Genomic DNA, 24,709 nt, shown 5'->3' with positions numbered 1-24,709 from the left:
ATTTAAGAATTAATTTAAATAATAACAGCGTTATGGAACTTAAGGAAACTTTATTGAAAATAAAAAAAGAACTAAGGAAATATATCATTGTATCAATTCGAGTCGTTTATAATACGGAAACTTATTCAAATAAAAATAAAAATACAATTGATGAATTGAAAGAATTTTATGATACTGCGGCATCTTTAGGTTATAAACTATCTAATAATAGATATTATAATCGATCTTGTGAAGCGTGTTGTGATGAAAAAGTGTTCTATATTACACCTGATTTAGGAATTTGGAAATGTATTAATACTATGTCACTTGAAAATGGTAAAATAGGCTACATTAATGAAAACGGTGATATGATAATTGATGCAAAAAGAATGCTTGAGTGGTATTCCGCAGCGGATTGTTTTGATGAAGAGACTTGTGTAAAATGTAAAAGACTTCCAGATTGTTTTGGAGGCTGCATTTTACATAAAAGTGTATATGGAAAACGAGCATGTACACCGTTTGATATGACATCTCTTTCATATTTTTATGATTAAATATTTTTTAATAATGGAAATATAATTGTAGGAGTGAGAGCATTATTTATGGAAATCGCCAAATGGTATAACGAAAAAAAATATTCATTAATTTTAGATTCATTTGAGCAAATTGTTTTAGAGAAAAATAATCAAAATTTTTATATTTTAGGTTTGGTATTGTTCGAATTAGGATATATAAAAGAAGCAGTTAAGATTCTTATGGAAATATTAAAACAAAATAATACAGAATATCCATTTGATACTTCGAGGGGGATTACTTATCTTGCACTTGGATTTTTTTCAATGGGAAAATATGATTTGGCAAAAAGTAATTTAGCAATTGCATCAAATATGAAAGGGGAATTTTCAGGAGAAAGTAAAAAATGGGATATATTATTACATTTATCTGATAAAGTGAAAAAATTTTATGAAAATGATTGTTTGAGATTTTACTTTGTTGATGATATTGATGCTTTAAGACAAAAAAAATTTATGGATGCGTACACTTATAAATATCAAATAATAATAAAATTTTTTGGAGTTATATTGCCTAAGAAAATAGATGTTTTTGTATATTCCTCTCATAGAGATGAATTAAATGGAGCTTTGAGCTATGCAAATCCTCCACTCGGTTCTGTTCATGTATATATATGGGAAGAGTGCGGACATGAACTTACACATGTTGTTTGTTTCTATTTAAAAGGGAGAATTAAAAGTAAAACAAAATTTATAAATGAAGGAGTTGCTGAATGTTTTAATAGTGTAAAATATAATAATCATTATATGTTAAATAAGCATGACATAGATATTTTTGAAATATGGAATAATTATGATAGTTATGATAGAAATTATTCTAATTTTATTGCTTGCAAATTTTGCACTAAGTTGTTGGAACAAGGTGGAAAAGATAATTTCTTAAAACTTATTTATGAACAAACTATTTCGAAAGCTGAAGAAATTTATGGAAGTCTCTTATATGATATAAAAAATGAGGTGGAAAGGGAAATCTTATTAGGAATTGATTGTTAGGACGATGAAATGAGAAACGAAAAAAAGTACAATAAAAGTATTTATTTTACAATGGTATTTGTACAGACAATAATACATCTTGTTGTTTTGTCTGAGATATTTTTAAAGCTTTTTTTAATTGACCATATTGTATATGATGCTTCTTCTAAAATTATTATAATGGATTTTATTTGGATCATTATATTGTTTTTACTAGAAAACATCTTACATATATTTAAACAGGCTGCGAAAATATGGATTACAAAACAATATAAAGACGTAATGCCGGAAAAGATTATGCATGTCTGTCAAAAACTTTCTCTTCAATTTTTAGAACAGCAAAATATACAGGAAATAATAAAACGATCCGATTCATATTTTGAAAAATCATTGGAATATACGGATGCATTAGTCAGTTGGCTCAGACTTGTTTTGTCTTCTATCGTTTTAGTCTGGTTTATGAGAAATACTTCATTTTTCGCAATACTTGTTATGAGCATACTCGTTTTAGTTGCTTTTGTGATTAATTTACGGACAACAAAAAATACCTTTGGTTTTTGGAAACGATATATGGAGACAGCACGTCGGTTTAATTATCTTTCTGATTTACAAATTAAACGGGAATATGCTTATGAGCGCCGGATTTATGACACATCGAAGGCTATGGATGAACGATTTTCAAAAGAATTTGATCAGGCTGCCAGGATAAATCGAAAGAGTGGTCATACTCGGTTTCGTGGACAAATATTGCTCGAGAGTATTTTGATAGGAATTACAGTTTTTGTAATGTTTTATTTTGCTTTGCCGAATACAATGGAGTCGATTACACTCGGAACTTATACCGCAATCACGGAAACCATTGCAAGAATGCTAGAGGAACTTTCACGGTGTGCAGAAAGCGTATTTCCAATTTGGGAGTTTCATGGTCTTCGCACAGAATTAATCCGATTTGTAGAAAATGATTTTTTGGAAAAAGGGTCAGCGAATAACTTCAGGGCAGAATCACCCAGAGAAAATGTATTGTCTTTGGACAATTTACAGTTTCGTTATTATGAAAATAATGAAGATACTTTGAAAGGGATCTGCTTTACTTTTGAAAAGGGAAAACACTATGGTCTTGTTGGAGTAAATGGGGCTGGAAAGACGACACTTGCAAAACTGTTGCTTGATCTTTATAAACCGACAAATGGCAGAATCTATGATGGAACTGAGAAAAAGACAGCGCTATTTCAGGATTTTCAGGTTTATCCGGTAACTGTAAGGGAATATCTTTTGATGGGAAATGATTCGAATCTTTCGAATGCCAGAGTGTCAGAGGTACTGGACATGCTAGAATGTTCAAATCTGAAGCAGGGGCTTGACACACCACTTACACTTTTGACAGAAGAAGGAACATTACTTTCAAAAGGACAATTGCAAAGACTGGCAATTGCCAGAGCTTTTCTTTCGGAGGCAGATTTCATTCTTTTGGATGAACCGACAGCCAGTCTTGATCCTATTTCTGAACGGGAAGTATATAGATTGAGTGAACATATATTTCAAGAAAAGACAACGTTATTTATCACGCACCGTCTCGGCGCTGTCAGTCAGATGGATGAAATTCTTGTATTGGATCATGGTCAGTTGGTAGAGCATGGGTGTCATGAAGAACTGATGCGCAAAAATGGAGTTTATCGAAAACTTTATCAAACACAGAAGGAGATGTATGTGGATGAAATTTAACTGTAAGCATACGGTTGTGGCGAAATGTCTCAAACTGGGTGCAGAAATGATGCCAAAACATTTTGCAGGGATGATATTCGTCCACCTATTTCTGGCTGTACTTCCAGTATTTGGTATTCAGATCAGTCGCCGAATCTATCAGCTTGCCGAAAAGTCTGTATTGTCAGACTATCAGGTATTAACATTGCTTCTTCCGGTTTTGCTCTATGGAGCGTATTTGTTTCTGATGAAAAGCTACACCATTTACTATGAGCGTGTGATTGTTCAGTTCGGAGGATTGCTGGAATTTGAGAAGAAAACAAAATTGATACTTCATGAAAAATGTGGAAAAATTGCGATGCGTTATTATGAGATGCCGTCCTTCTATAACAGACTATGGGAAGCGAAAGTTGCAAGTATCAATGTATATCGGGTAGTCGAATGCGTGATTACTTTATCTGGTGCGGTGCTGTCAATTGTTCTTCTTTCTGGATATGCATCTATTATCCATTCGTCTTTTTTTCTTCTTATTGTACTGGCTGCCATTCCAGCACTTTTTGGAAATGTCAGTGAAGCAATTTTAAAAAGTCGCAGGCGTACACAATTAGCGGCTCTTGCAAAAGAAGAAAAGGACCGAAAAGAATGTACAACTGATATCCGTTACACAAAAGAGCGGATTGTATATGAAAGCAGTGATTTTCTTATTCAGAAATGGAAAACTTCTTCCAGAAAACTGCGTGAAAAAGAATATGAAGTGGAAATGCAGGTGTTAAAGATTCGTACTTTTTTGATGTTTTTAAATGTTGCTGCAACAGCAGGTGTCTATGTACTGGCCGGCTATTTGTTTTTCCAGAGAAAAATTGATTATCCAGCGTTCATGGTAGCAGTTTCTGCAACATTTCAGCTTCAGAATCAGTATGCACAGTTGTTTTCAGACTTGGGAGCTTTTTCGCAGTTTTGTCTAATGGTAAAACCATTTTTCCTGTTTCTGGATACAGAGAACGAAACACAAAGAATCGCATCAACGGGTAAAATTGCATTCCATCATGCAGGATTTACGTACCCGACGGGAAAAGAACCGGTGCTTCATGATTTGAATTTTACAATACATGCCGGAGAGAAAATCGCTATAGTGGGGGTGAATGGTGCTGGGAAAACAACGCTTTCTAAATTACTGGCAGGATTACTGGTAGTTACAGAAGGGAAAAATGAAGGTGTTCTCGCTGATACACCTTCTGTTATGTTTCAGGAATATCAGCAATATGCATTAACGTTGCTGGAAAATCTTGCTCCCCAGGAATTGGAATTAAAAAATCCAGTACTTGCAGAAGAGCTTCTTACAGAACTAAACCTCAGTCAGATTGCAAAAAATGAAATTCTTGGACGGGAGTTTGGAAAAGTAGATTTGTCGGGAGGGCAATGGCAGAAATTGGCGATGGCGAGAGCATTTTACCACGGAGGGACTTTCTTTTTATTGGACGAACCTACATCAGCCATTGATCCGCTATATGAAAAAGAATTAAATGATCTTATTTTCAGACGTATAGGAAATGACAGTACGCTTATCATTATTTCACATCGTCTTAGTATTGCAAAAATGGCTGACCGTGTACTGGTGCTGGATCATGGTACAATAGCAGAGCAGGGAAAACATGAAGAATTGTTAGCAAATTCAGATTCACTTTATCAAAAACTATGGAATGCACAACTAAGTTGGTACGGAGAATAGATTAGAAAAATTTTTAACTTGTTTCCTTTTCAAAACCTCACGAAATATACATATTGCACAATCTATCCCTCTGTGCTATACTAAAACCAGTCAAAACCACCAAAACAACTTAAAGGAGGAACTAGAAATGGATGAAAGACTGGAAGACCTTCGCTCCGCTAAAAACCCAAAGGCGCGAATTAAAATTTTAAAAGGACACTTTGCAACAAGTCATTCCCACATCAACACCTACATCGACATGTCAACGGTCAAATCCCGTCACAACAACGCCCGTGAAACTGCAAAAGTTCTTGCAGCAGCTTACCTTTCTAACACAACGGTAGATACCATCGTTTGCATGGAAGAGACAGAAGTGATCGGAACCTTCCTTGCCGAGCAGCTTGCCGATGAGAACCAGTACTCACTCAGCAAAGGAAACAACATTTCCATTATTACCCCGGAGATGTATCAGGATGGACAGATCCTGTTCCGTGACAACAAACAGAGAATGGTTGAGAACAAACAGGTTCTGATCCTTGCAGCGTCCATCACAACCGGTAAATCTGTCAAACAGGCAATCGAGTCCATTCTGTACTACGGCGGAAGAGTCTGCGGAATCAGCGCAATTTTCAGTTCAGTCAACAAGATTGCAGGAATGGAAGTCAATACGATCTTCACAAGCAGTGACCTTCCACATTACAGAGCATATTCTCCGGAAGATTGCCCGAAGTGCAGAGAAGGACAGCGGATCGAAGCTATCGTGAACAGCTACGGTTATTCTAAATTATAAGAGAAAATCAGAAGACAAAAAAAGTCTGTACCGAATACAAGCAGCATTTCAGTACAGACTCTTTTTTGAAAGATTTATGAAAACAAAAAAGACAGCCACTGACGGGATGGCTGCCTTTTTATCATTCATTATTTATCTCGAAACCGGAATTAAGCAATTTCGTTAACAGCTTTTGTTAAACGAGAGATCTTTCTTGCACAAGTATTTTTGTGGTAAACACCCTTGCTTCCTGCTTTGTTGATTACAGAGATTGCTTCTTTTAATGCAACCTTTGCAGCTTCAACGTCTTTCTTTTCAACAGCAGTTTCAACTTTCTTTACATAAGTTTTCACTTTAGATTTGATTGCTTTATTTCTAGCTGTCTTTGTCTCAGTTACTAAAATTCTCTTTTTTGCGGATTTAATATTAGCCATTTCCGACACCTCCAAATTATCATTTCATAAATTATATAATCATAATATTGAATTCGACGAAAAGTGACACGGAACATCCGTCGAACACACTTATTTATTTTAGGCGAAGAAAGATTGCTTGTCAATACATAATTCCAATTTTTTGCGAAAAACTAAGTGAATAAGACAGAAAATACAGAAATGGGAGAGGACTATGGTTGAAAAGTATAATATCAGGACGGATCTGGCGCTGGAAGAGAAGGAACGGTTTGAATCTGATCATGTTGAGGTCCAGGGTGTGATCTTGACGGAAGAGTATGATGAGGAAAATGAGATCCGCATCACGACCGTGAGGATTGAGACCGAAAACGGAGCAAAAGTGATGGGGAAACCGGTTGGCAGCTATATCACGATCGAGGCACCGGAAATGGCAGTTCCCGATGAAGGATATCATGAGGAGATTTCACAGCAGCTCCGGAAATTCATTGGAGAACTGCTTCCTAAAAGAAAGATGGAAAAGATCCTGGTGGTCGGTCTTGGCAACCGGCAGGTGACACCGGATGCACTTGGTCCTTATGTGGTAGACAACCTGCATATCACAAGGCATATCATTGAGGAGTACGGAAAGTATGCGGTAGGGGAAGATGAGGTCTGGTCGGTCAGCGCGATCGTGCCGGGGGTTATGGGGCAGACCGGAATGGAGACTGTGGAGGTGATCCGGGGGGTGGTGGCAGAGACAAAACCGGATATCCTTCTGGTGATCGATGCGTTGGCAGCGAGAAATTCAAAAAGGCTGAACCGGACGATCCAGATTGCGGATACGGGAATCAATCCGGGATCCGGGGTGGGAAATCACCGAAATGCAATCACGGAAAAGACAGTCGGGATCCCGGTGATTGCAATCGGTGTGCCGACTGTAGTGGATGCGGCAACCATTGTAGGCGATACGATGGATAATCTGCTCAGTGCAGTGGAAGTATCTGAATCTTTAAAAGGCATGGCAAGTGTGATCAAAGGATACAGTCCGGCAGAAAAATATGAGCTGATCAAAGAACTGATCGCGCCACATTTAAATGGAATGTTTGTAACACCAAAAGATATTGATGAGACCGTCAGGCGAATCAGTTATACGATTTCGGAGGCACTGAATATGCTTTTTGCAGCTTCAGCGACATAATCAGGCAGTGAGCTGCATATATTATGTCAATATGACACAAAAGGTCCGGGGCAGGATCCAGTCTGGAAAGATATGGTTTTGCTACAGCGATCTTCAGAAACTGGCAGGGAGGCGCGCAGATGAAAAAAGAACAGAGAATTTGTGTGCTTCTTGCCATTATGATTTTGGGAATCTGGGGACTGGAAGCAAAAAGCAGCGGTTCACTGATCCCGAAGTCCTGGAAGATTAGGATGATCCAGAGCGTTCAGGAGAATGCGGAGCGGCTTTATATGCCGGGAGTTACATATACGGAAAAAAAACAAGGGGAAATCCGGGTGACGGAGGCTGTTGTCCACATGGCATCTGCTCTGATTCCTCTTGGCAATTATGTGACTGAACGGGAGGCGGCAGAGCTTCTGACAGAAGATGAGGCTACCTATGCGATTCTTGCAAAAAAGCAGGCAGAAGAAGAGAATTCGGTGGATGAAAATGGACAGCTTATCGGGAAAGATAAAAGTGAAGAGACAAGGCAGGCGTCCGTACCGACGATGGATCTTTCGATGGAGCGGCTAAATGATTTTGAATATCTTGTGAGCAATTTTTATACGGTGGATAGCGTGACTTATATCAATCCTTCGGAGTTGAACGCTTCGGAGCTGCTTGGAAAGGATTTGAGGATCGATCTGAGTACGGGCGGTTCGAAAATCCTGATCTATCACACCCATTCCCAGGAGACATTCGCAGATTCGGACAATGATCCGTCCACCTCAATTGTAGGGATCGGGCGTTATCTGACGGAGATTTTAAATAACAAATACAAGATTCCGACCATGCATCATGAGGGTGTATATGATCTGATCAATGGGAAACTGGACCGGAGCGAGGCCTATGAATTTGCCAAACCTGAGGTGGAACAGATCCTTGCGGAAAATCCGAGTATCGAAGTGGTGATCGATCTGCATAGAGACGGAGTGGCGGATACTACGCATCTGGTGACAGAGATAAATGGGAAACCGACGGCACAGATCATGTTTTTTAACGGACTGAGCCGGACACGGGTAAACGGAGACCTTGTCGGAATGGCCAATCCATATTTGCAGGATAATCTTGCATTTTCCCTGCAGATGAAGATTGCGGCAGAAACAAAATATCCGGGATTTGCAAGGAGAAACTATCTTCGCGGCTATAAATACAATATGGATCTGATGCCGCGGATGCTTCTTATTGAGGCGGGCGCGCAGACCAACACGGTAGAGGAAATGCGAAATGCCATGGAGGTGCTGGCAGACCTTTTAAATAGTGTGCTGACCGGACGATAGAGGGAGTATTCTTATGACAGAATGGAAACTACAGAAGTTTAATGATATAAAATATGTTATAATGGCAGGGAGGGTCAATTTGGCTTGACAAGAGGATTGAAATTGAGATAGAATTTTTCTTACTGAATTGAAGAAACAGATCAGGGAATCCGGGAAATTGTAAGGAGGCTGCTGCCGCAGGATTTTACCTGGATATTTTAGGATAGATCATAAGAGGAGAGAAAGAAAATGGCAAAAAAGACTACATATGACGCGGAGAGTATTACCATTCTGGAAGGACTTGAAGCCGTCCGGAAAAGACCGGGAATGTATATTGGAAGCGTCAGTACCAAGGGGCTTAATCACCTGGTGTACGAAATTGTAGATAATGCGGTAGATGAGCATCTGGCAGGATTTTGTTCACAGATAGAGGTGACACTGGAAAAGGATGGTTCTGCAACGGTAACAGATAATGGACGCGGTGTGCCGGTAGGTATGCATGCAAAAGGAGTATCGGCGGCCAGAATCGTATATACCACCCTACATGCGGGAGGTAAGTTCGATGATTCGGCATACAAGACAAGTGGTGGTCTGCACGGAGTAGGTTCTTCGGTTGTTAATGCACTATCTACTTATATGGATGTAAAGATCAGCCGTGACGGTGCGGTCCACCACGACCGTTATGAGAGAGGAATTCCGGTGGTAGAACTGGAGGATGGGCTTCTTCCGGTGATCGGAAAGACCAAAAAGACCGGAACCTGTGTCAATTTTCTTCCAGATCCGACAATTTTCGAGAAGACGAGATTTAAAGAGGAAGAGATCAAGAGCCGACTGCATGAGACAGCCTACCTGAATCCGGAACTGACGATTATATTTACAGATAAAAGAAAGACACAGGAAGAGAGGATCGAGTATCATGAACCAGATGGGATCATTGGATTTATCAAGGATCTGAATTCCAAAAAAGAAGTGATCCACGATCCGGTTTACTATAAAGGAGAAGCAGAAGGTATCGAAGTGGAAGTTGCATTCCAGTATGTGAATGAATTTCATGAAAATGTACTAGGTTTCTGCAACAATATTTATAATGCGGAAGGGGGAACCCATCTGACCGGGTTCAAGACGACATTTACGACGATCATGAACCAGTATGCCCGTGAAATTGGTGTGTTAAAGGATAAGGATGCCAACTTTACCGGTGCGGATGTACGGAACGGAATGACGGCGATCGTATCGATCAAGCACCCGGATCCGAGATTTGAGGGACAGACCAAGACAAAGCTGGACAACCAGGATGCGGCAAAAGCGACCGGAAAGGTGACCAGTGATGAGATCCCGCGTTTCTTTGACCGGAATCTGGAGACACTGAAAAAGGTTCTTTCCTGTGCGGAAAAAGCAGCAAAGATCCGTAAGACTGAGGAAAAAGCAAAGACGAATCTTCTGACCAGACAGAAATATTCTTTTGACAGTAACGGTAAGCTTGCTAACTGTGAGAGCAGGGATGCATCCAAATGTGAAATCTTCATCGTTGAGGGAGATTCTGCGGGAGGAAGCGCAAAGACTGCCCGCGACAGAATGTATCAGGCAATCCTGCCGATCCGTGGAAAGATCCTGAACGTGGAAAAAGCAAGCATCGATAAGGTTCTGGCAAATGCCGAGATCAAGACCATGATCAATGCATTCGGATGTGGATTTTCAGAGGGATACGGTAATGACTTTGATATCACAAAGCTGCGGTATGACAAGATTATCATCATGGCGGATGCGGATGTGGATGGAGCGCATATTTCCACGCTGTTGCTGACCTTATTCTACCGGTTTATGCCGGAACTGATATACGAAGGTCATGTCTACGTGGCAATGCCGCCGCTTTATAAGGCAATGCCGAAAAAGGGAGAAGAAGAGTACCTTTACGATGATAAGGCACTGGAGAGATATAGAAAGACACATTCCGACTTTACCCTGCAGCGATACAAAGGTCTGGGTGAAATGGATGCAGAGCAGCTCTGGGAGACAACCCTCAACCCGGAAACTCGAATGATGAAACGGATCGAGATCGAGGATGCACGTATGGCATCCGGTGTGACAGAGATGCTGATGGGAACAGAAGTTCCGCCGCGCCGCGCATTTATTTATGAAAATGCGACAGAGGCAGAACTGGATATTTAAAAACAGATCGGAAAAGCATGGATTTTCAAAAGGGGAAAGTCTGTGCATCAGAAAACATAAACTAGAAGAGGTAAGAGAAAATGGAAGAGTCACAGATCATCCGGACGGAATATTCGGAGCTGATGAAAAAATCATATATTGACTATGCCATGAGTGTTATCATTTCCAGAGCCCTCCCGGATGTCAGGGATGGTTTGAAACCGGTACAGAGAAGAACACTCTATGACATGTATGAGCTGGGAATCCGTTATGACAGACCATACCGTAAATGTGCGCGTATTGTCGGGGATACCATGGGTAAATATCATCCACATGGAGACAGCTCGATCTATGAAGCGTTGGTTGTTATGGCACAGGAATTCAAAAAAGGAATGATCCTGGTAGATGGTCATGGAAACTTCGGCTCCATTGAAGGAGACGGGGCTGCAGCCATGCGTTATACTGAAGCAAGACTGGCGAAAATCACACAGGAGGCATATCTTGCCGATCTGGACAAAGATATCATTGATTTTGTACCGAATTTTGATGAGACAGAAAAAGAGCCGGCAGTTCTTCCGGTAAGAATTCCGAACCTTCTGCTGAACGGTGCGGAAGGAATCGCAGTTGGTATGGCAACCAGTATTCCGACACATAACCTGGGCGAGATTGTGGATGCGGTTAAGGCATACATGAAGAACAATGACATCACGACAAAACAGCTGATGAAGTACATCAAAGGACCGGATTTCCCGACAGGCGGGATCGTCGTCAATAAAGATGATCTGGCAGAAATTTATGAGACTGGAACCGGAAAGATCAAGATTCGTGGAAAAGTAGATGTGGAAGAGATAAAAGGCGGACGGAAGAAGATCGTTATTTCCGAAATCCCGTACACCATGATCGGAGCCGGAATCGGTAAATTTCTGAACGATGTCTGCAATCTGGTGGAGACAAAGAAGACCAGTGACATCGTAGACATTTCCAATCAGTCTTCCAAGGAAGGAATCCGTATTGTAATTGAAGTGAAGCGTGATGCAGATGTGGACAACCTGATCAACATGCTTTATAAAAAGACCAGACTGGAGGATACCTTTGGTGTCAATATGCTCGCGGTAGCCGATGGCAGACCGGAAGTACTGGGACTCAAACGTATCATCGAACATCATGTAGATTTCCAGTTTGAACTTGCAACCAGAAAATACAAGACGCTGCTGAAAAAAGAGCAGGATAAAAAAGAAATCCAGGAGGGTCTGATCAAGGCGTGTGACGTGATCGACCTGATCATTGAGATCCTGCGTGGAAGCTCGTCCATCAGGGATGCAAAAGAATGTTTGACAACAGGTGCGACAGAGAAGATCAAGTTTAAGTCGAAAAGATCTGAGAAGATGGCATCCATGCTCCGGTTTACCGACCGGCAGGCACAGGCAATTCTGGAGATGCGTCTGTACAAGCTGATCGGTCTGGAAATCGAGGCGCTGATGAAGGAGCATGAGACAACGCTTGCAAATATTGCAAAATATGAGGATATTCTGAATAATTATGATTCTATGGCGCAGGTGATCATTGATGATCTGGATGCGCTGAAAAAAGAATATGCCGTGAAGCGTAAAACGAAGATCGAGAATGCAGAAGAAGCTGTGTTTGAGGAAAATAAAGTACAGGAGCAGGAGGTTGTCCTTCTGATGGACCGCTTTGGTTATGCAAAGACGGTGGATGGATCTGTCTATGAACGTAACCGGGAAGCGGCAGATAAGGAGAATAAGTATATTCTGCGCTGCATGAATACCGGCAAGTTGTGTCTTTTTACATCGGATGGTAAGATGCATCAGATCAAAGTGATGGATCTCCCTTATGGAAAGTTCAGGGACAAAGGATTTCCAATCGACAATGTAAGTAATTTTGACAGTACAAAAGAAGAAATCGTATATCTGTGTGATGACAGAGAACTCTTTTTCTCAAAATTCCTGTTTGTCACGAAGCAGGGAATGATCAAAAAGGTGGCAGGAAGTGAATTCCAGGTAACTAAGCGGACAATCGCGGCAACGAAACTGCAGGATGAAGATGCACTGGTAAGTATCCGGCCGATCCGGGATGTGCAGGATGTAGTTCTGATGACGGAGAATGGATTTGTGCTCCGTTTCCCGGCGGAAGAAGTTTCGGAGAAGAAAAAGGGTGCAGTTGGTGTGCGCGGTATGAAATTACAGAAAAATGACAGTGTAGAAGAGGTATATCTGTTTGAAGAAGGAACGGAGAGCAAGGTAATCTTCCATGAAAAAGAAGTGACACTGAACCGCTTGAAACGGGCGAAAAGAGATGGAACAGGAACACGAATGAGAAAGTAGGTCGATCGTATGGCAACGGTAGGAATTGATCTTGGAACAACAAACAGTCTGATAAGCGTGTGGCAGGATGATAAATGCACGTTGATTCCAAATAATCTGGGAGAATATTTAACACCGTCGGTAGTAGGAATTGATGAGAACGGTGAGATGCTGGTAGGGAGAACGGCGAAAGAGCGTCTGATCTCCCATCCGGAAAGTACAGTGGCAAGTTTCAAGCGTTTTATGGGGACGGAGAAGACATTTATGCTTGGAAACAGGCGGTTTACAGCGGCAGATCTGTCGTCCATGGTCCTGCGGCAGCTGAAAGAAGATGCGGAAAAATACCTGGGTGAGCCGGTTGAAGAGGCAGTCATCAGTGTTCCGGCGTATTTTAATGATTTTCAGAGAAATGCGACGAAGATGGCAGGAGAGCTTGCCGGACTTACTGTGGAGCGTCTGGTCAATGAGCCATCGGCGGCAGCACTTGCCTATCGCTTTGGAAAGACTAAGGAGGATCAGACCTTTCTGGTGTTTGATTTTGGCGGAGGAACTCTGGATATCTCGATCGTAGATGCATTTGACAGTGTGATCGAGATTGTGGCAGTTGCCGGAGACAATCATCTCGGTGGGGATGATGTGAACCGTGCAATTGCGGAAAAATTCCTAAATGTCAATCGGATTGATGAAGGAAAGATCACTAATGAAGAAAGAGCCAGCCTGATCCGGGAGAGTGAGAAGCTGAAACGTACACTGACTGATGCGCCGGAGGGCGAGATGGAGGTTGTGATCGGCGGACAGATTTACCAGATGAAACTGGATGCGAAAGGACTTCTGGAGGTGTCTGCAAAGCTGCTGGAAGGAATCGGGATTCCGCTGAAACGGGCGATGAACGACAGCGGTTATGAATGGGAGGATATTGACGAGATCATTATGATCGGTGGATCCGGTAAGATGAAGATCGTGCAGAATTATCTGCAGTTTTTGAGTGGTAAAAGACCGCGGTGTGAGATCGATCCGGATGTTGCGGTTGCGGTCGGCGCCGGAATGTATGCCGGAATCAAGGAGCGGCAGCAGGCAGTGCGGGATGTACTTCTTACAGATATATGTCCGTTTACACTCGGAACCGAGATCATTCATGGGGATCCGAAAGGACCGGCGATCATGTCTCCGATCATTGAGCGAAATTCGGTTCTTCCGATCAGCCGGGTGGAGCGATACTGGACGGTACATCAGTTCCAGGAATACTGTGATATCACGATTTTACAGGGCGAGCACCGCTATGCAGACCAGAATCTGGAGCTCGGGCGGATCCGTGTGCCGGTGCCGCTGGCAAGAAGAGAGGATCAGAGGGAAGCGGTGGATGTTCGATTTACCTATGACATTAACGGAATTCTGGAAGTGGATGTGACAGTTGTCAGCACAAAAGAGCACTTCAGTAAGGTGATCGTCAACAAAGATATCCAACTTACGCCTGAGCAGATCGAGGAAAGAAGAAAAGAGCTGCAGAAAATAAAGATCCACCCAAGAGAGCAGGAAAAGAACCGGCTTCTGATGGAGAGAGGAGACCGTCTTTACGAAGAAAACACTGGAGAAATCCGAAAATATCTAGACAAGATCCTGGCAGATTTTTCAGTTGCATTAAATGCACAGGATCTGCGGACGATCGAGAAGGCGTATATAAGGACAAGTGAGCTTCTGGATATTGTGGAGAATACACCGAAGAGATCGGTGCCGGTCAAGATAGAAGCTTATCTGTATGATGAGTGGAGGAGGCAGCAGTGATGAACTGTTTTACGGTACTTGGGATTGAACCAACAACGGAAAAGAAAAAGATAAAGAGAGCATATGCGGCAATGTCCAGGGAATTCCACCCGGAAGAACATCCGGAGGAATTCCAGAGGATCCACGATGCCTATGAAGAGGCGCTTGCGTGGGCGGAGCGCAATGCGGGAAGGGGGGAAGAGCCACAGATGCCGGAAGAGCCGCGGCGGATGGAGATGGGAGCAGCGGAGCAGGAAAAAGCAGCGGAATCTGAAACATGGAATTATGCAGAGCCGGAGAGAAATCCGGAAGAGGCTTACATGGAAAATCCTCAGAAAGAAGATGCACAGTCAGAAGAATCTTCTGCGCAGTATGAAGAACTTCCTGTGCATTCTGACGAAGATTCTGAGGAAAGTTTCCGGGAAGAAGAGGCAGGAGAGCCACCTGTACAGTTAGAGGAAGATTCCCAGACATGGGACAGTGACTGGACCCGTCAGTTCCAGAATATGGCGGATGCTTCTGAGCGACAAGGCGCGGATGACCGTGAGGTCCGGAAAATCATGGAGCAGTGCATCAGTCTGTATTTGAATGAAAAGGAACGGAATAAGCTGTATCACTGGAAGGATATTCTGGAGGAACCGGCGTATAGAGAATATTTCCGAACAAAAACCTTTGTGGAATCCTGGTATCATTTTCTGGACACCCACCGGATGTTTGATGCGGCGATCTGGCAGTATTTTCAGTGGATTGATGGAAAATTATTTTCAGCTCTTGAAGCAGATGTGATGCCGTTTGCCTATCCGACACAAGAAGAAATCGAAAGAATGCCGCGGCAGGAGACACCGGAACAGACGCAGGAGAGGCGAACACCGGAGCCTGGTCCGGCACTTCCAAAGGTGAAAAAGGAGAAATCCAAAGCGGTGAAGGTACTCTTATATCTTGCGGCGCTTGCGGGAACCGGGATCGGCGGAATGATCCTTGGAATTATAGCAGGTACGATATTAGGGTAAGGAGGACGGAAGATGAAAAAGAAAAAATCCGGAAAAAGAATTTTTGCAATCGTTCTTCTTGTTGTGATTGGAATTGGCGGTTTTTACTTTGGATATGATATCGGAAGAATGGATCACGATGAGGAGAGGATTCGGGCAGAGCTGAAAAAGACAACTGCTGATTCAGAAATATCCATCCGCCCGGTTGCAAAGGGTGGTACTGGAAAAACGGAGATCGAAATCCTGACAGAATGTCTGGAGGATGCGAAGGACAGCCTGGAGAATCTGGAAAAATATAATGAACAGCTGCAGGCACTCGATGGAAAGACACCGGATACAGAAACCGTTGTTTTGATACAGGATCTGGATGATAAGAATGAAAAAGCATATGAAGTACTGAAAGATCTTACGGAAAACCCGGCGGGATACATTGCAGAAAAAGCAGCGGCGCGTGGCGAAGGTGATGAAGTCTGGGCAGATGACTGGGCAGCAGATATCCAGGTTGTAAAATGGCTGAAAGAGAACGACGGAAAGCGTCTTTACAAAGAGAATCAGGCATATATTTTAAAAATCCTTGCATTTCAGGAAAAGTAGTGCTATACTGTATGCAGTTACATAAGAAATCTGGCAGAAGAGTGGACGAAAGTTCACTCTTCTTTTTGCCAGTCATACAACCAAAATCGGACAGATTTTTGGAGCCTGATTAAGAAAGGAAGTTGCAGATTGTCAAAAAAAGAAGTATATGAACAGAAAACAGAAGAGATTCTGAACCCAATCGTGGAAAAGCATGGATTTGATCTCTGGGATGTAGAATATGTAAAAGAGGGCGGAAACTGGTACCTGCGTGCTTATATTGATAAGCCGGGAGGAATTATGGTCGATGACTGTGAGGTTGTAAGCCGGGAACTTTCAGACATTCTGGATGAGAAGGATTTTATCGATGAAGCGTATATTCTGGAAGTGAGTTCGCCGGGACTTGGCAGACCGCTGAAGAAAGAAAAAGACTTTGCAAGAAGCCTGGGAGAAGAAGTAGAGGTTCGTACTTACCGGGCAATCGACAGACAGAAAGAGTTTATTGGAATCTTAAAAGATTATGATAAAGATACAGTTACCATTGAATATGAAGACGGCGAGACGATGACATTTGATAAAGCAGACATCGCACTGATCCGTCTGGCGTTCGATTTCTAGTGACAGGAGGAAGAAGGAAATGAATACCGAATTATTAGAAGCACTTACAATTCTTGAAGAGGAAAAAGATATCAGCAGAGATACTCTGATGGATGCCATTGAGAATTCACTGATCAATGCATGTAAGAATCATTTCGGAAAAGCAGACAATATCAAAGTAATTATGGATAAGGAGACATGCGATTACACTCTGATCCAGGAGAAAACCGTTGTAGAAGAAGTAGAGGACAAAGTAGAACAGATCAGTCTTGCAGATGCGAAGATGATCGATCCTTCTTATGAGATCGGTGACATCGTACAGATCCCGGTTGAGTCCAAATCTTTCGGACGTATCGCAACACAGAATGCAAAGAACCTGATTCTTCAGAAGATCCGCGAAGAAGAAAGAAAAGTTGTATATGATCAGTACTTTGAAAAAGAAAAAGATATCGTGACAGGTGTGGTTCAGAGATATATTGGCAAGAATGTCAGTGTAAACCTTGGAAAAGCAGATGCGATCCTTACTGAGAATGAGCAGGTAAAAGGTGAGAAATTCGAGCCGACAGAGCGTATCAAACTTTACGTTGTAGAGGTGAAGAACACGACAAAAGGACCAAAGATCCTTGTATCAAGAACACATCCGGAACTGGTTAAGCGTCTTTTTGAGGCGGAAGTAACCGAGGTGCGTGATGGTATTGTAGAGATCAAGAGCATTGCAAGAGAAGCAGGTTCCCGTACCAAGATCGCAGTATGGTCTAACGACCCGGATGTAGATCCGGTTGGAGCATGCGTTGGTATGAACGGTGCCAGAGTCGGAGCCGTTGTAAATGAACTCCGCGGTGAAAAGATTGATATCATCAACTGGAGTGATAACCCGGCAATCCTGATCGAGAATGCACTCAGCCCGGCGAAGGTTATTTCTGTAATGGCTGATCCGGATGAGAGAACAGCAAGTGTAATTGTACCGGATTACCAGCTTTCACTTGCAATCGGTAAAGAAGGTCAGAATGCACGTCTTGCAGCAAGACTGACCGGATATAAGATCGATATCAAGAACGAAACACAGGCGATCGAGTCTGGCGAACTTCCGGCAGATTATATGAATATGGCTGAGAATTATGAAGATGATTATCAGGAGGAAGAGTATTCAGACGAAGAATATTCTGCTGATGAAGAATCAGAGGAAGAAGTAGCAGATGATCTTGATCTGTATGAAGAATAGACAGAGGTGATTATTTGAGTACGACCAAAAAGATCCCGATGCGTAAATGCGTGGGATGTCAGGAAATGAAGAATAAAAAAGAAATGCTGCGTGTTCTGAAAACAGCAGAAGGCGAATTCATTCTGGACGCAACCGGACGTAAGAACGGGCGCGGGGCATATCTGTGCTTTTCCGGAAAATGTTTGCAGGAAGCAATAAAGAATAAAGGACTGGAACGTTCTTTCAAACAGGCGATACCAAAAGAGATATACGAAAATCTGGAAAAGGAGCTGGAGCAGCTTGAACATAAATAGAGCATTATCGATGATCAGTCTGGCGACCAAAGCCGGCAAGACAAAGAGCGGGGAATTCATGACAGAAAAAGAAGTCAAGGAAGGACGCGCGCATCTGGTGATTGTGGCAGACGACGCATCGGACAATACAAAAAAGAAATTTCAGAACATGTGTGATTTTTATAAAGTGCCAATATACTTTTTTGAAGATAAAGATACCCTGGGCCATGCGATGGGAAAAGAGTTCCGCGCTTCGCTTGCAGTAACAGATGCAGGGTTTGCAAAAGGAATCAGAAAACATCTGGATATGGAAGAAGGATAATAGGAACTGTATACAGGAGGTAGATTTATGGCAAAATTAAGAGTATATGAACTGGCAGAACAGATGAATAAGACAAACAAAGAAATACTCTCTATATTAAAAGATAAAGGAATTGAGGTGGCAAGTCATATGAGTACACTTTCAGATGAACAGATTGATGCAGTAAAAAGTGAAAAATCTTCTGAAGATACCCCGAAGAAGAAAAATATCGTTCAGGTTTTCAGACCGCAGAACTCACAGGGCGGCGGAAGAGGCCGTAATGGTCAGGGACGCTCGCAGGGCAGTCGAAACGGACAGCGCCCGCAAGGCAATGGAAATGGACAGGGACGCTCACAGGGCAATGGAAACAGACAGGAACGTCCACAGAATGGTAACAGCCAGGGACGCCCTCAGGGAAATGGCCAGGGACGTCCGCAGAACGGAAACAGACAGGAACGCCCGCAGGGTAATGGAAATGGCCAGGGACGTCCACAGAACGGAAACAGACAGGATCGTCCGCAGGGAGAAAACCGTGATAACAGACAGCGCAGAAATCCAAACGGACCAAGAAACGGTCAGGATCAGAGACAGGGACGCCCGGGTGATGGAAGAAGAGATGGCGGATTCCAGAACCGCGGAGACAGAAGAGATAATCGAGATAACCGTGATAACAGAGACGGAAGAGAGATGCGTGATGGCGGACGCCGTGACGACAGAAGAAAATCTAGCCCGTCTATTCCGGCACCTGCAATCGCAGAACAGAAACCAAGCCGCAACAAACCAAAAGATGCGCACAAGAAGAAAGAATATAACAGAAATGAAGAGAACGAAGACAGACTGCAGAAAGGCAAAAAGGGCAAAAACAATAACGCTCAGCCGAAAATGGTAAAACCACAGCCAAAGAAAGAGGTTGTGGAGGAGCAGATCAAGCAGATCACAATTCCGGAAGTACTTACAATCCAGGAACTTGCAGATGCAATGAAGATCCAGCCATCCGTAATCGTTAAGAAACTCTTCATGCAGGGCAAGATTGTAACAGTCAACCAGGAAATTGATTACGAGACAGCTGAAGAAATCGCTCTGGAATTCGATGTGCTCTGTGAAAAAGAAGAAGTAGTCGATGTGATCGAAGAACTTCTGAAAGAAGACGAAGAAGACGAAAAGAAAATGAAGAAACGTCCGCCGGTAGTCTGCGTTATGGGACACGTTGACCACGGTAAAACCTCTCTTCTTGACAAGATCCGTGATACTCATGTCATCGCAGGAGAAGCAGGTGGAATCACACAGCATATCGGTGCTTCAGTTGTGGAAATCAACGGTGAGAAAATCACCTTCCTCGATACACCGGGACATGAAGCATTTACCGCAATGCGTATGCGTGGTGCAAATTCTACCGATATTGCAATCCTGGTTGTTGCAGCAGATGACGGTGTCATGCCGCAGACTGTAGAAGCGATCAACCATGCAAAGGCAGCAGGGATCGAGATCGTAGTTGCGATCAACAAGATTGACAAGCCAAGTGCCAATATCGACCGTGTAAAACAGGAACTGACCGAATATGAACTGATTCCGGAAGACTGGGGCGGAAGCACCATCTGTGTACCGGTATCTGCTCATACAGGAGAAGGAATCAAAGAGCTTCTGGAAATGGTTCTTCTTACCGCAGAAGTGATGGAACTGAAAGCAAATCCGAACCGCCGCGCAAGAGGTCTTGTAATTGAGGCTGAGCTTGACAAAGGAAAAGGACCGGTTGCAACCGTTCTTGTACAGAAGGGTACACTCCGTGTCGGAGATCCGATCGCAGCAGGTTCTGCATATGGTAAAGTACGTGCCATGATGGATGACCAGGGACGCCGTGTAAAAGAAGCAGGTCCTTCTATGCCGGTTGAGATCCTCGGTCTTAATGATGTGCCGAATGCAGGTGAAGTATTTGTTGGCTGCAAGAATGATAAAGATGCAAGAAGCTTTGCAGAGACATTCATCAGTCAGAACAAGATCAAGAAACTGGAAGAAACCAAGTCCAAGATGTCTCTGGATGATTTGTTCAACCAGATCCAGGAAGGCAACTTAAAAGAACTTGGAATCGTTGTAAAAGCAGACGTACAGGGATCTGTAGAAGCGATCAAGCAGAGCCTTGTTAAACTTTCCAATGAAGAGGTCGTTGTCAAGATCATCCATGGTGGTGTTGGTGCGATCAATGAATCTGACGTTACGCTTGCAGCAGCATCCAATGCGATCATTATCGGATTCAATGTACGTCCGGACGCAACTGCAAAGGAAACGGCAGAACGTGAAGGCGTTGATGTGAGACTGTACCGTGTCATCTACAATGCGATCGAAGACGTTGAAGCAGCCATGAAGGGTATGCTTGAGCCTGTATTTGAAGAAAAGGTACTTGGCCATGCCGAAGTACGTCAGACATTCAAGGCTTCCGGAGTCGGAACAATTGCAGGATCTTATGTCCTTGACGGTACATTTGAACGTGACTGCCAGGCAAGAATCGTTCGTGACGGCGTTGTGATCTATGATGGAAAGCTTGCTTCATTAAAGCGTTTCAAAGATGATGTGAAGGAAGTTAAAGCCGGATATGAATGTGGTTTCGTATTTGAACGTTTCAACGATGTCAAAGAAGGAGACCAGGTAGAAGCATTCAAGATGGTGGAAGTTCCTAGATAAAGAAGGGTAGAAAATGAGAAAAAACAGCATTAAGAATACAAGAGTAAACGCAGAGGTACAGCGTGAACTGAGTACTATTCTGCGTGGAGGAATCAAGGATCCGCGTGTTGCACCGATGACTTCGGTTGTAGCGGTAGAGGTTGCTCCGGATCTTAAAACCTGCAAAGCATATATCAGTGTCCTGGGCGATGAAAAAGCCCAGGCTGATACCCTGAAGGGATTACAGAGCGCAGAAGGCTATATCCGCCGTGAACTTGCTCATACACTGAATATGCGTAACACACCGGAGATCAAGTTCGTACTGGATCAGTCCATTGAATATGGTGTCCGGATGTCAAAGAAAATTGATGATGTAACAAGAGATTTACGGGAAGAGGATGATTAGTATGTTATTAGATGCAATTTCTAAAGCCGGGACGATCGCACTTGGCGGACATGTCCGCCCGGATGGGGACTGTGCAGGTTCCTGCATGGGATTGTATAACTATGTCAGAGAGAATTTTCCTGAAAAAGAGATCGATGTTTATCTGGAAGAGCTTCCGAATACACTGAAGTTCATGAAAAATACAGATAAGATCCGGCATGAAGTGACGGAAGAAAAAACCTATGATCTGTTTATCGCACTGGATTGCGGGGATATGGGAAGACTTGGATTTTCGGCAGTCCTTTTCAAAAAAGCGGCAGTAAGATTCTGTGTAGATCATCATGTGAGCAACCAGAGTTTTGCAGATCAGAACTATATCATGCCAGATGCAAGCTCGACAAGTGAGCTGATCTACGATCTGCTGGATTATGGGAAGATGTCTGTGGAGACTGCCGAGTGCCTTTACACAGGAATGGTGCATGATACCGGTGTGTTCCGTTATTCCTGTACCCATCCGTCGACCATGCGCGCAGCAGCAGCACTGATGGAAAAAGGAATCGATTTTACAAAAATAATTACAGAGACTTTTGATGAAAAGACCTATGCACAGAACCAGGTTCTGGGGCGTGCATTGTTGGAAAGCTTTCTTTTTATGGACGGAAGATGTATTGTATCTTATGTTACAAAAGAAGAGATGGATTTCTACCAGGTAAAAGCGAAACATCTGGATGGAATCGTAAGCCAGCTGAAACTCACAAAAGGGATCGATGTTGCAATTTTTATGTATGAGCTTGAACATGGAACCTTTAAGGTAAGTCTGCGATCCAGTGAAAAGATAGATGTAAGTGTAGTTGCAAGCTATTTTGGCGGCGGCGGACACGCAAGGGCAGCCGGATTCTCCATGACTGCCACACCACATGATATCATCAACAATCTGGCAAGAAGACTGGAACTTCAGTTTAACAGTGGGAGCGAAGCGGAATGATACATGGCGTACTGAATGTATATAAAGAAAAAGGCTATACGTCCCATGATGTGGTCGCAAAGCTGCGCGGGATCGTAAAGCAGAAAAAGATCGGGCATACCGGAACCCTTGATCCGGATGCCGAAGGAGTACTTCCGGTCTGCTTTGGGAAAGCAACAAAGCTTTGTGACCTGCTGACAGATAAAGATAAAACCTATCAGGCGGTTCTTCTTCTCGGTCAGGTGACGGATACACAGGATACTTCCGGTCAGGTTCTGGAAAAACACAGCACAGAAGATCTGACCAATGAAAAAGTGGAAAATGTGATCCGCAGCTTTGAGGGAGAATACGATCAGATTCCGCCGATGTATTCGGCACTCAAAGTTAACGGGAAAAAGCTTTATGAGCTTGCCAGAGAGGGCAAAGAAGTAGAGCGGAAAGCACGAAGAATCACGATTCATGAGATCCGGATCCTGGAGATCAATCTTCCGGAGGTAAAATTGGAAGTGACCTGTTCAAAGGGAACGTATATCCGTACACTGTGTCATGATATCGGTCAGAAGCTTGGCTGTGGCGGATGCATGAAAGAGCTTTTGAGAACACGTGTAGAGCGGTTTGGACTTGAAGACAGTATCCGGCTCGGTGAAATTGCACAGCTTCAGAAAGAAGGAATTCTGGAGGAGAAGATCATCGCGATAGATGAAATGTTTCCAACGTATGCACAGGTCGTACTGCCACCGAAAACGGCCGCGGCAGTACGGAACGGGAATAGTTTCAGAAAAAGAGATATTTCACAGGAAACAGCATTAAAGGAGTATGAGAACGATGAGAGAGTCCGCGTGTACGATGAATCGCATCAGTTTATTGCGATTTACTGTTACTGCAGGAAAGACGATCTCTTCAAGATTGTAAAAATGTTTTTTGATGGAAATGAAAAAAAGTAATTAAAGAGGAAAGAACATGGACTATATCAGAGGGCTGGAAGCCTATCAGGATTCCAGAGAGGCAGCAATCACACTCGGCAAATTTGATGGAGTTCACAGAGGACATCAGAAGCTGATCAAAAAAGTATGTCAGCTGAAGGCGAAAAAAGGTGTTCGTTCTGTTGTGTTTGCATTTGATATGAATCCGCTTTATGAAAAGCTTGGAAAATCAAGAGAAGGGATCATGTCCAATGAGGAGCGCAGATGTCTTCTGGACGGGAAAGTAGATGTACTGCTGGAATGCCCGTTTTCCGAAGATGTCACAAGTATGTCGGCAGAGGATTTCATCCGGAAGATCCTGATTGAGAAAATTCATGCCCGGTATATTGTGATCGGAACGGATTTCCACTTTGGGCATGACAAGCGTGGTGATGCAAAAATGCTTGCAGAATATGCCGATGTGTATGGATATGAACTTTTTGTGATTGAAAAAGAGATGTACGGAAAACGGGAGATCAGTAGCAGCTATGTCAGGGAAGAGCTTCGGAAGGGAAATATGGAAGCTGTGAATGATATGCTGGGGTATGCATATACTGTACGGGGAAAAGTAGAGCATGGCAGGCAGCTGGGCAGAAAACTGGGATTTCCGACACTTAATGTACATCCGTCAAGGGATAAACTTCTTCCACCGAACGGAGTTTATCTGGATAGTGTGAGGATTGATGGAATCTGGTACAACGGAATCGGTAATGTCGGGTTTAAGCCAACGGTATCCGATGAGAAGAGGATGCTGATCGAGAGCAATCTGCTGGATTACAGTGGTGATGCCTACGGAAAAGAGGTAGAGATCCAGCTTTATCATTTTAAGAGACCGGAGCAGAAGTTTGAATCGATAGAAATGATGAAGGCTCAGATCGATCAGGATATTGCTTACGCAAAAGAATTTTTCCGTTATCATCATAAGAAATAACAGAGCCGGTGAAAAAGCTCCGGAAATGCGGTTATTTACAGGCAGCCTGTGAACAGGAAT

General features: G+C 43.1%; 22 protein-coding genes. 21 read left to right on the top strand and 1 reads right to left on the bottom strand.

Features of this window, described 5'->3' with window-relative positions; genetic code table 11:
• The 5 genes from PGU50_RS03830 to PGU50_RS03810 all read left to right on the top strand — a co-directional run.
• The coding region (locus tag PGU50_RS03830; protein WP_270246144.1) for an SPASM domain-containing protein at positions 1-533 on the top strand (533 nt) is incomplete at its 5' end.
• Between the two features lie 48 nt (positions 534-581).
• Positions 582-1,544 (top strand): tetratricopeptide repeat protein, encoded by a 963-nt coding sequence (locus tag PGU50_RS03825; RefSeq protein ID WP_270246143.1) that lies wholly within the window; start codon positions 582-584, stop codon positions 1,542-1,544.
• A 9-nt stretch (positions 1,545-1,553) separates the two neighbouring features.
• Positions 1,554-3,245 carry an ATP-binding cassette domain-containing protein gene (locus tag PGU50_RS03820; protein ID WP_270246142.1) on the top strand — a complete coding sequence of 564 codons (1,692 nt, stop codon included), beginning with the start codon at positions 1,554-1,556 and terminating at the stop codon, positions 3,243-3,245.
• Positions 3,235-4,953 carry an ATP-binding cassette domain-containing protein gene (locus PGU50_RS03815; protein ID WP_055247044.1) on the top strand — a complete coding sequence of 573 codons (1,719 nt, stop codon included), beginning with the start codon at positions 3,235-3,237 and terminating at the stop codon, positions 4,951-4,953. The genes PGU50_RS03820 and PGU50_RS03815 overlap by 11 nt, the downstream gene beginning before the upstream one ends.
• Positions 4,954-5,080: 127 nt before the next feature.
• Positions 5,081-5,722 (top strand): orotate phosphoribosyltransferase, encoded by a 642-nt coding sequence (locus PGU50_RS03810; RefSeq protein ID WP_118217719.1) that lies wholly within the window; start codon positions 5,081-5,083, stop codon positions 5,720-5,722.
• A 149-nt stretch (positions 5,723-5,871) separates the two neighbouring features.
• Here PGU50_RS03810 and rpsT read toward each other — a convergent pair whose 3' ends face one another.
• The gene (gene rpsT / locus PGU50_RS03805) at positions 5,872-6,135 is read right to left on the bottom strand and encodes a 30S ribosomal protein S20 (protein ID WP_008369333.1); all 264 of its coding nucleotides are present in this window, start codon (positions 6,133-6,135) and stop codon (positions 5,872-5,874) included.
• A gap of 193 nt (positions 6,136-6,328) precedes the next feature.
• Here rpsT and gpr point away from each other — a divergent pair, with 193 nt between their 5' ends.
• The 16 genes from gpr to PGU50_RS03725 all read left to right on the top strand — a co-directional run bounded on the left by gpr (position 6,329) and on the right by PGU50_RS03725 (position 24,649).
• Positions 6,329-7,291 carry a GPR endopeptidase gene (gene gpr, locus PGU50_RS03800; RefSeq protein ID WP_270246141.1) on the top strand — a complete coding sequence of 321 codons (963 nt, stop codon included), beginning with the start codon at positions 6,329-6,331 and terminating at the stop codon, positions 7,289-7,291.
• A gap of 119 nt (positions 7,292-7,410) precedes the next feature.
• Complete coding sequence (locus PGU50_RS03795; protein WP_270205947.1) at positions 7,411-8,589, top strand: stage II sporulation protein P; 1,179 nt, start codon at positions 7,411-7,413, stop codon at positions 8,587-8,589.
• Positions 8,590-8,817: 228 nt separating this feature from the next.
• Positions 8,818-10,737, top strand: coding sequence for a DNA gyrase/topoisomerase IV subunit B (locus tag PGU50_RS03790; RefSeq protein ID WP_022220261.1), 1,920 nt, complete (start codon positions 8,818-8,820; stop codon positions 10,735-10,737).
• 80 nt (positions 10,738-10,817) lie between these two features.
• Entirely contained in the window at positions 10,818-13,058 is a 2,241-nt protein-coding gene (locus PGU50_RS03785) for a DNA gyrase/topoisomerase IV subunit A (RefSeq protein WP_008369323.1), read from the top strand.
• A 9-nt stretch (positions 13,059-13,067) separates the two neighbouring features.
• On the top strand, positions 13,068-14,819 hold the full coding sequence (locus tag PGU50_RS03780) for a molecular chaperone HscC (protein WP_270246140.1): 1,752 nt from the start codon (positions 13,068-13,070) through the stop codon (positions 14,817-14,819).
• Positions 14,819-15,808: a DnaJ domain-containing protein gene (locus PGU50_RS03775; RefSeq protein ID WP_270246139.1), complete on the top strand. Its 990-nt coding sequence runs from the start codon at positions 14,819-14,821 to the stop codon at positions 15,806-15,808. Before PGU50_RS03780 ends, PGU50_RS03775 begins: the two co-directional genes overlap by 1 nt.
• Positions 15,809-15,820: 12 nt before the next feature.
• On the top strand, positions 15,821-16,381 hold the full coding sequence (locus PGU50_RS03770; RefSeq protein WP_117556497.1) for a hypothetical protein: 561 nt from the start codon (positions 15,821-15,823) through the stop codon (positions 16,379-16,381).
• A gap of 129 nt (positions 16,382-16,510) precedes the next feature.
• Positions 16,511-16,978, top strand: a complete 468-nt coding sequence (gene rimP / locus PGU50_RS03765) for a ribosome maturation factor RimP (RefSeq protein WP_008369315.1) — start codon at positions 16,511-16,513, stop codon at positions 16,976-16,978.
• Positions 16,979-16,997: 19 nt separating this feature from the next.
• Positions 16,998-18,179, top strand: coding sequence for a transcription termination factor NusA (gene nusA / locus PGU50_RS03760; RefSeq protein ID WP_008369313.1), 1,182 nt, complete (start codon positions 16,998-17,000; stop codon positions 18,177-18,179).
• A 38-nt stretch (positions 18,180-18,217) separates the two neighbouring features.
• On the top strand, positions 18,218-18,472 hold the full coding sequence (gene rnpM / locus PGU50_RS03755; RefSeq protein WP_334294126.1) for an RNase P modulator RnpM: 255 nt from the start codon (positions 18,218-18,220) through the stop codon (positions 18,470-18,472).
• Positions 18,473-18,482: 10 nt separating this feature from the next.
• Positions 18,483-18,773: a L7Ae/L30e/S12e/Gadd45 family ribosomal protein gene (locus PGU50_RS03750; protein WP_118217726.1), complete on the top strand. Its 291-nt coding sequence runs from the start codon at positions 18,483-18,485 to the stop codon at positions 18,771-18,773.
• A gap of 27 nt (positions 18,774-18,800) precedes the next feature.
• Complete coding sequence (infB, locus tag PGU50_RS03745; RefSeq protein ID WP_270246138.1) at positions 18,801-21,428, top strand: translation initiation factor IF-2; 2,628 nt, start codon at positions 18,801-18,803, stop codon at positions 21,426-21,428.
• A gap of 13 nt (positions 21,429-21,441) precedes the next feature.
• The gene (rbfA, locus tag PGU50_RS03740) at positions 21,442-21,813 is read left to right on the top strand and encodes a 30S ribosome-binding factor RbfA (protein WP_008369305.1); all 372 of its coding nucleotides are present in this window, start codon (positions 21,442-21,444) and stop codon (positions 21,811-21,813) included.
• Between the two features lies 1 nt (position 21,814).
• Positions 21,815-22,777 (top strand): DHH family phosphoesterase, encoded by a 963-nt coding sequence (locus PGU50_RS03735; RefSeq protein WP_117556505.1) that lies wholly within the window; start codon positions 21,815-21,817, stop codon positions 22,775-22,777.
• Positions 22,774-23,700, top strand: coding sequence for a tRNA pseudouridine(55) synthase TruB (truB, locus tag PGU50_RS03730; RefSeq protein WP_055155876.1), 927 nt, complete (start codon positions 22,774-22,776; stop codon positions 23,698-23,700). The genes PGU50_RS03735 and truB overlap by 4 nt, the downstream gene beginning before the upstream one ends.
• 16 nt (positions 23,701-23,716) lie before the next feature.
• A complete protein-coding gene (locus tag PGU50_RS03725) occupies positions 23,717-24,649 on the top strand; it encodes a bifunctional riboflavin kinase/FAD synthetase (RefSeq protein ID WP_173686267.1) in 933 nt (310 codons plus the stop codon).
• Positions 24,650-24,709 lie beyond the last annotated feature (60 nt).

The organism is Coprococcus sp. AM11-30B (assembly GCF_027674365.1).
In the GTDB taxonomy this organism is placed as follows: Bacteria; Bacillota; Clostridia; order Lachnospirales; family Lachnospiraceae; genus Allocoprococcus; species Allocoprococcus comes.
Note: the sequence above shows the minus strand (reverse complement) of the source record. Positions and strands in the feature narration are given on the sequence as shown.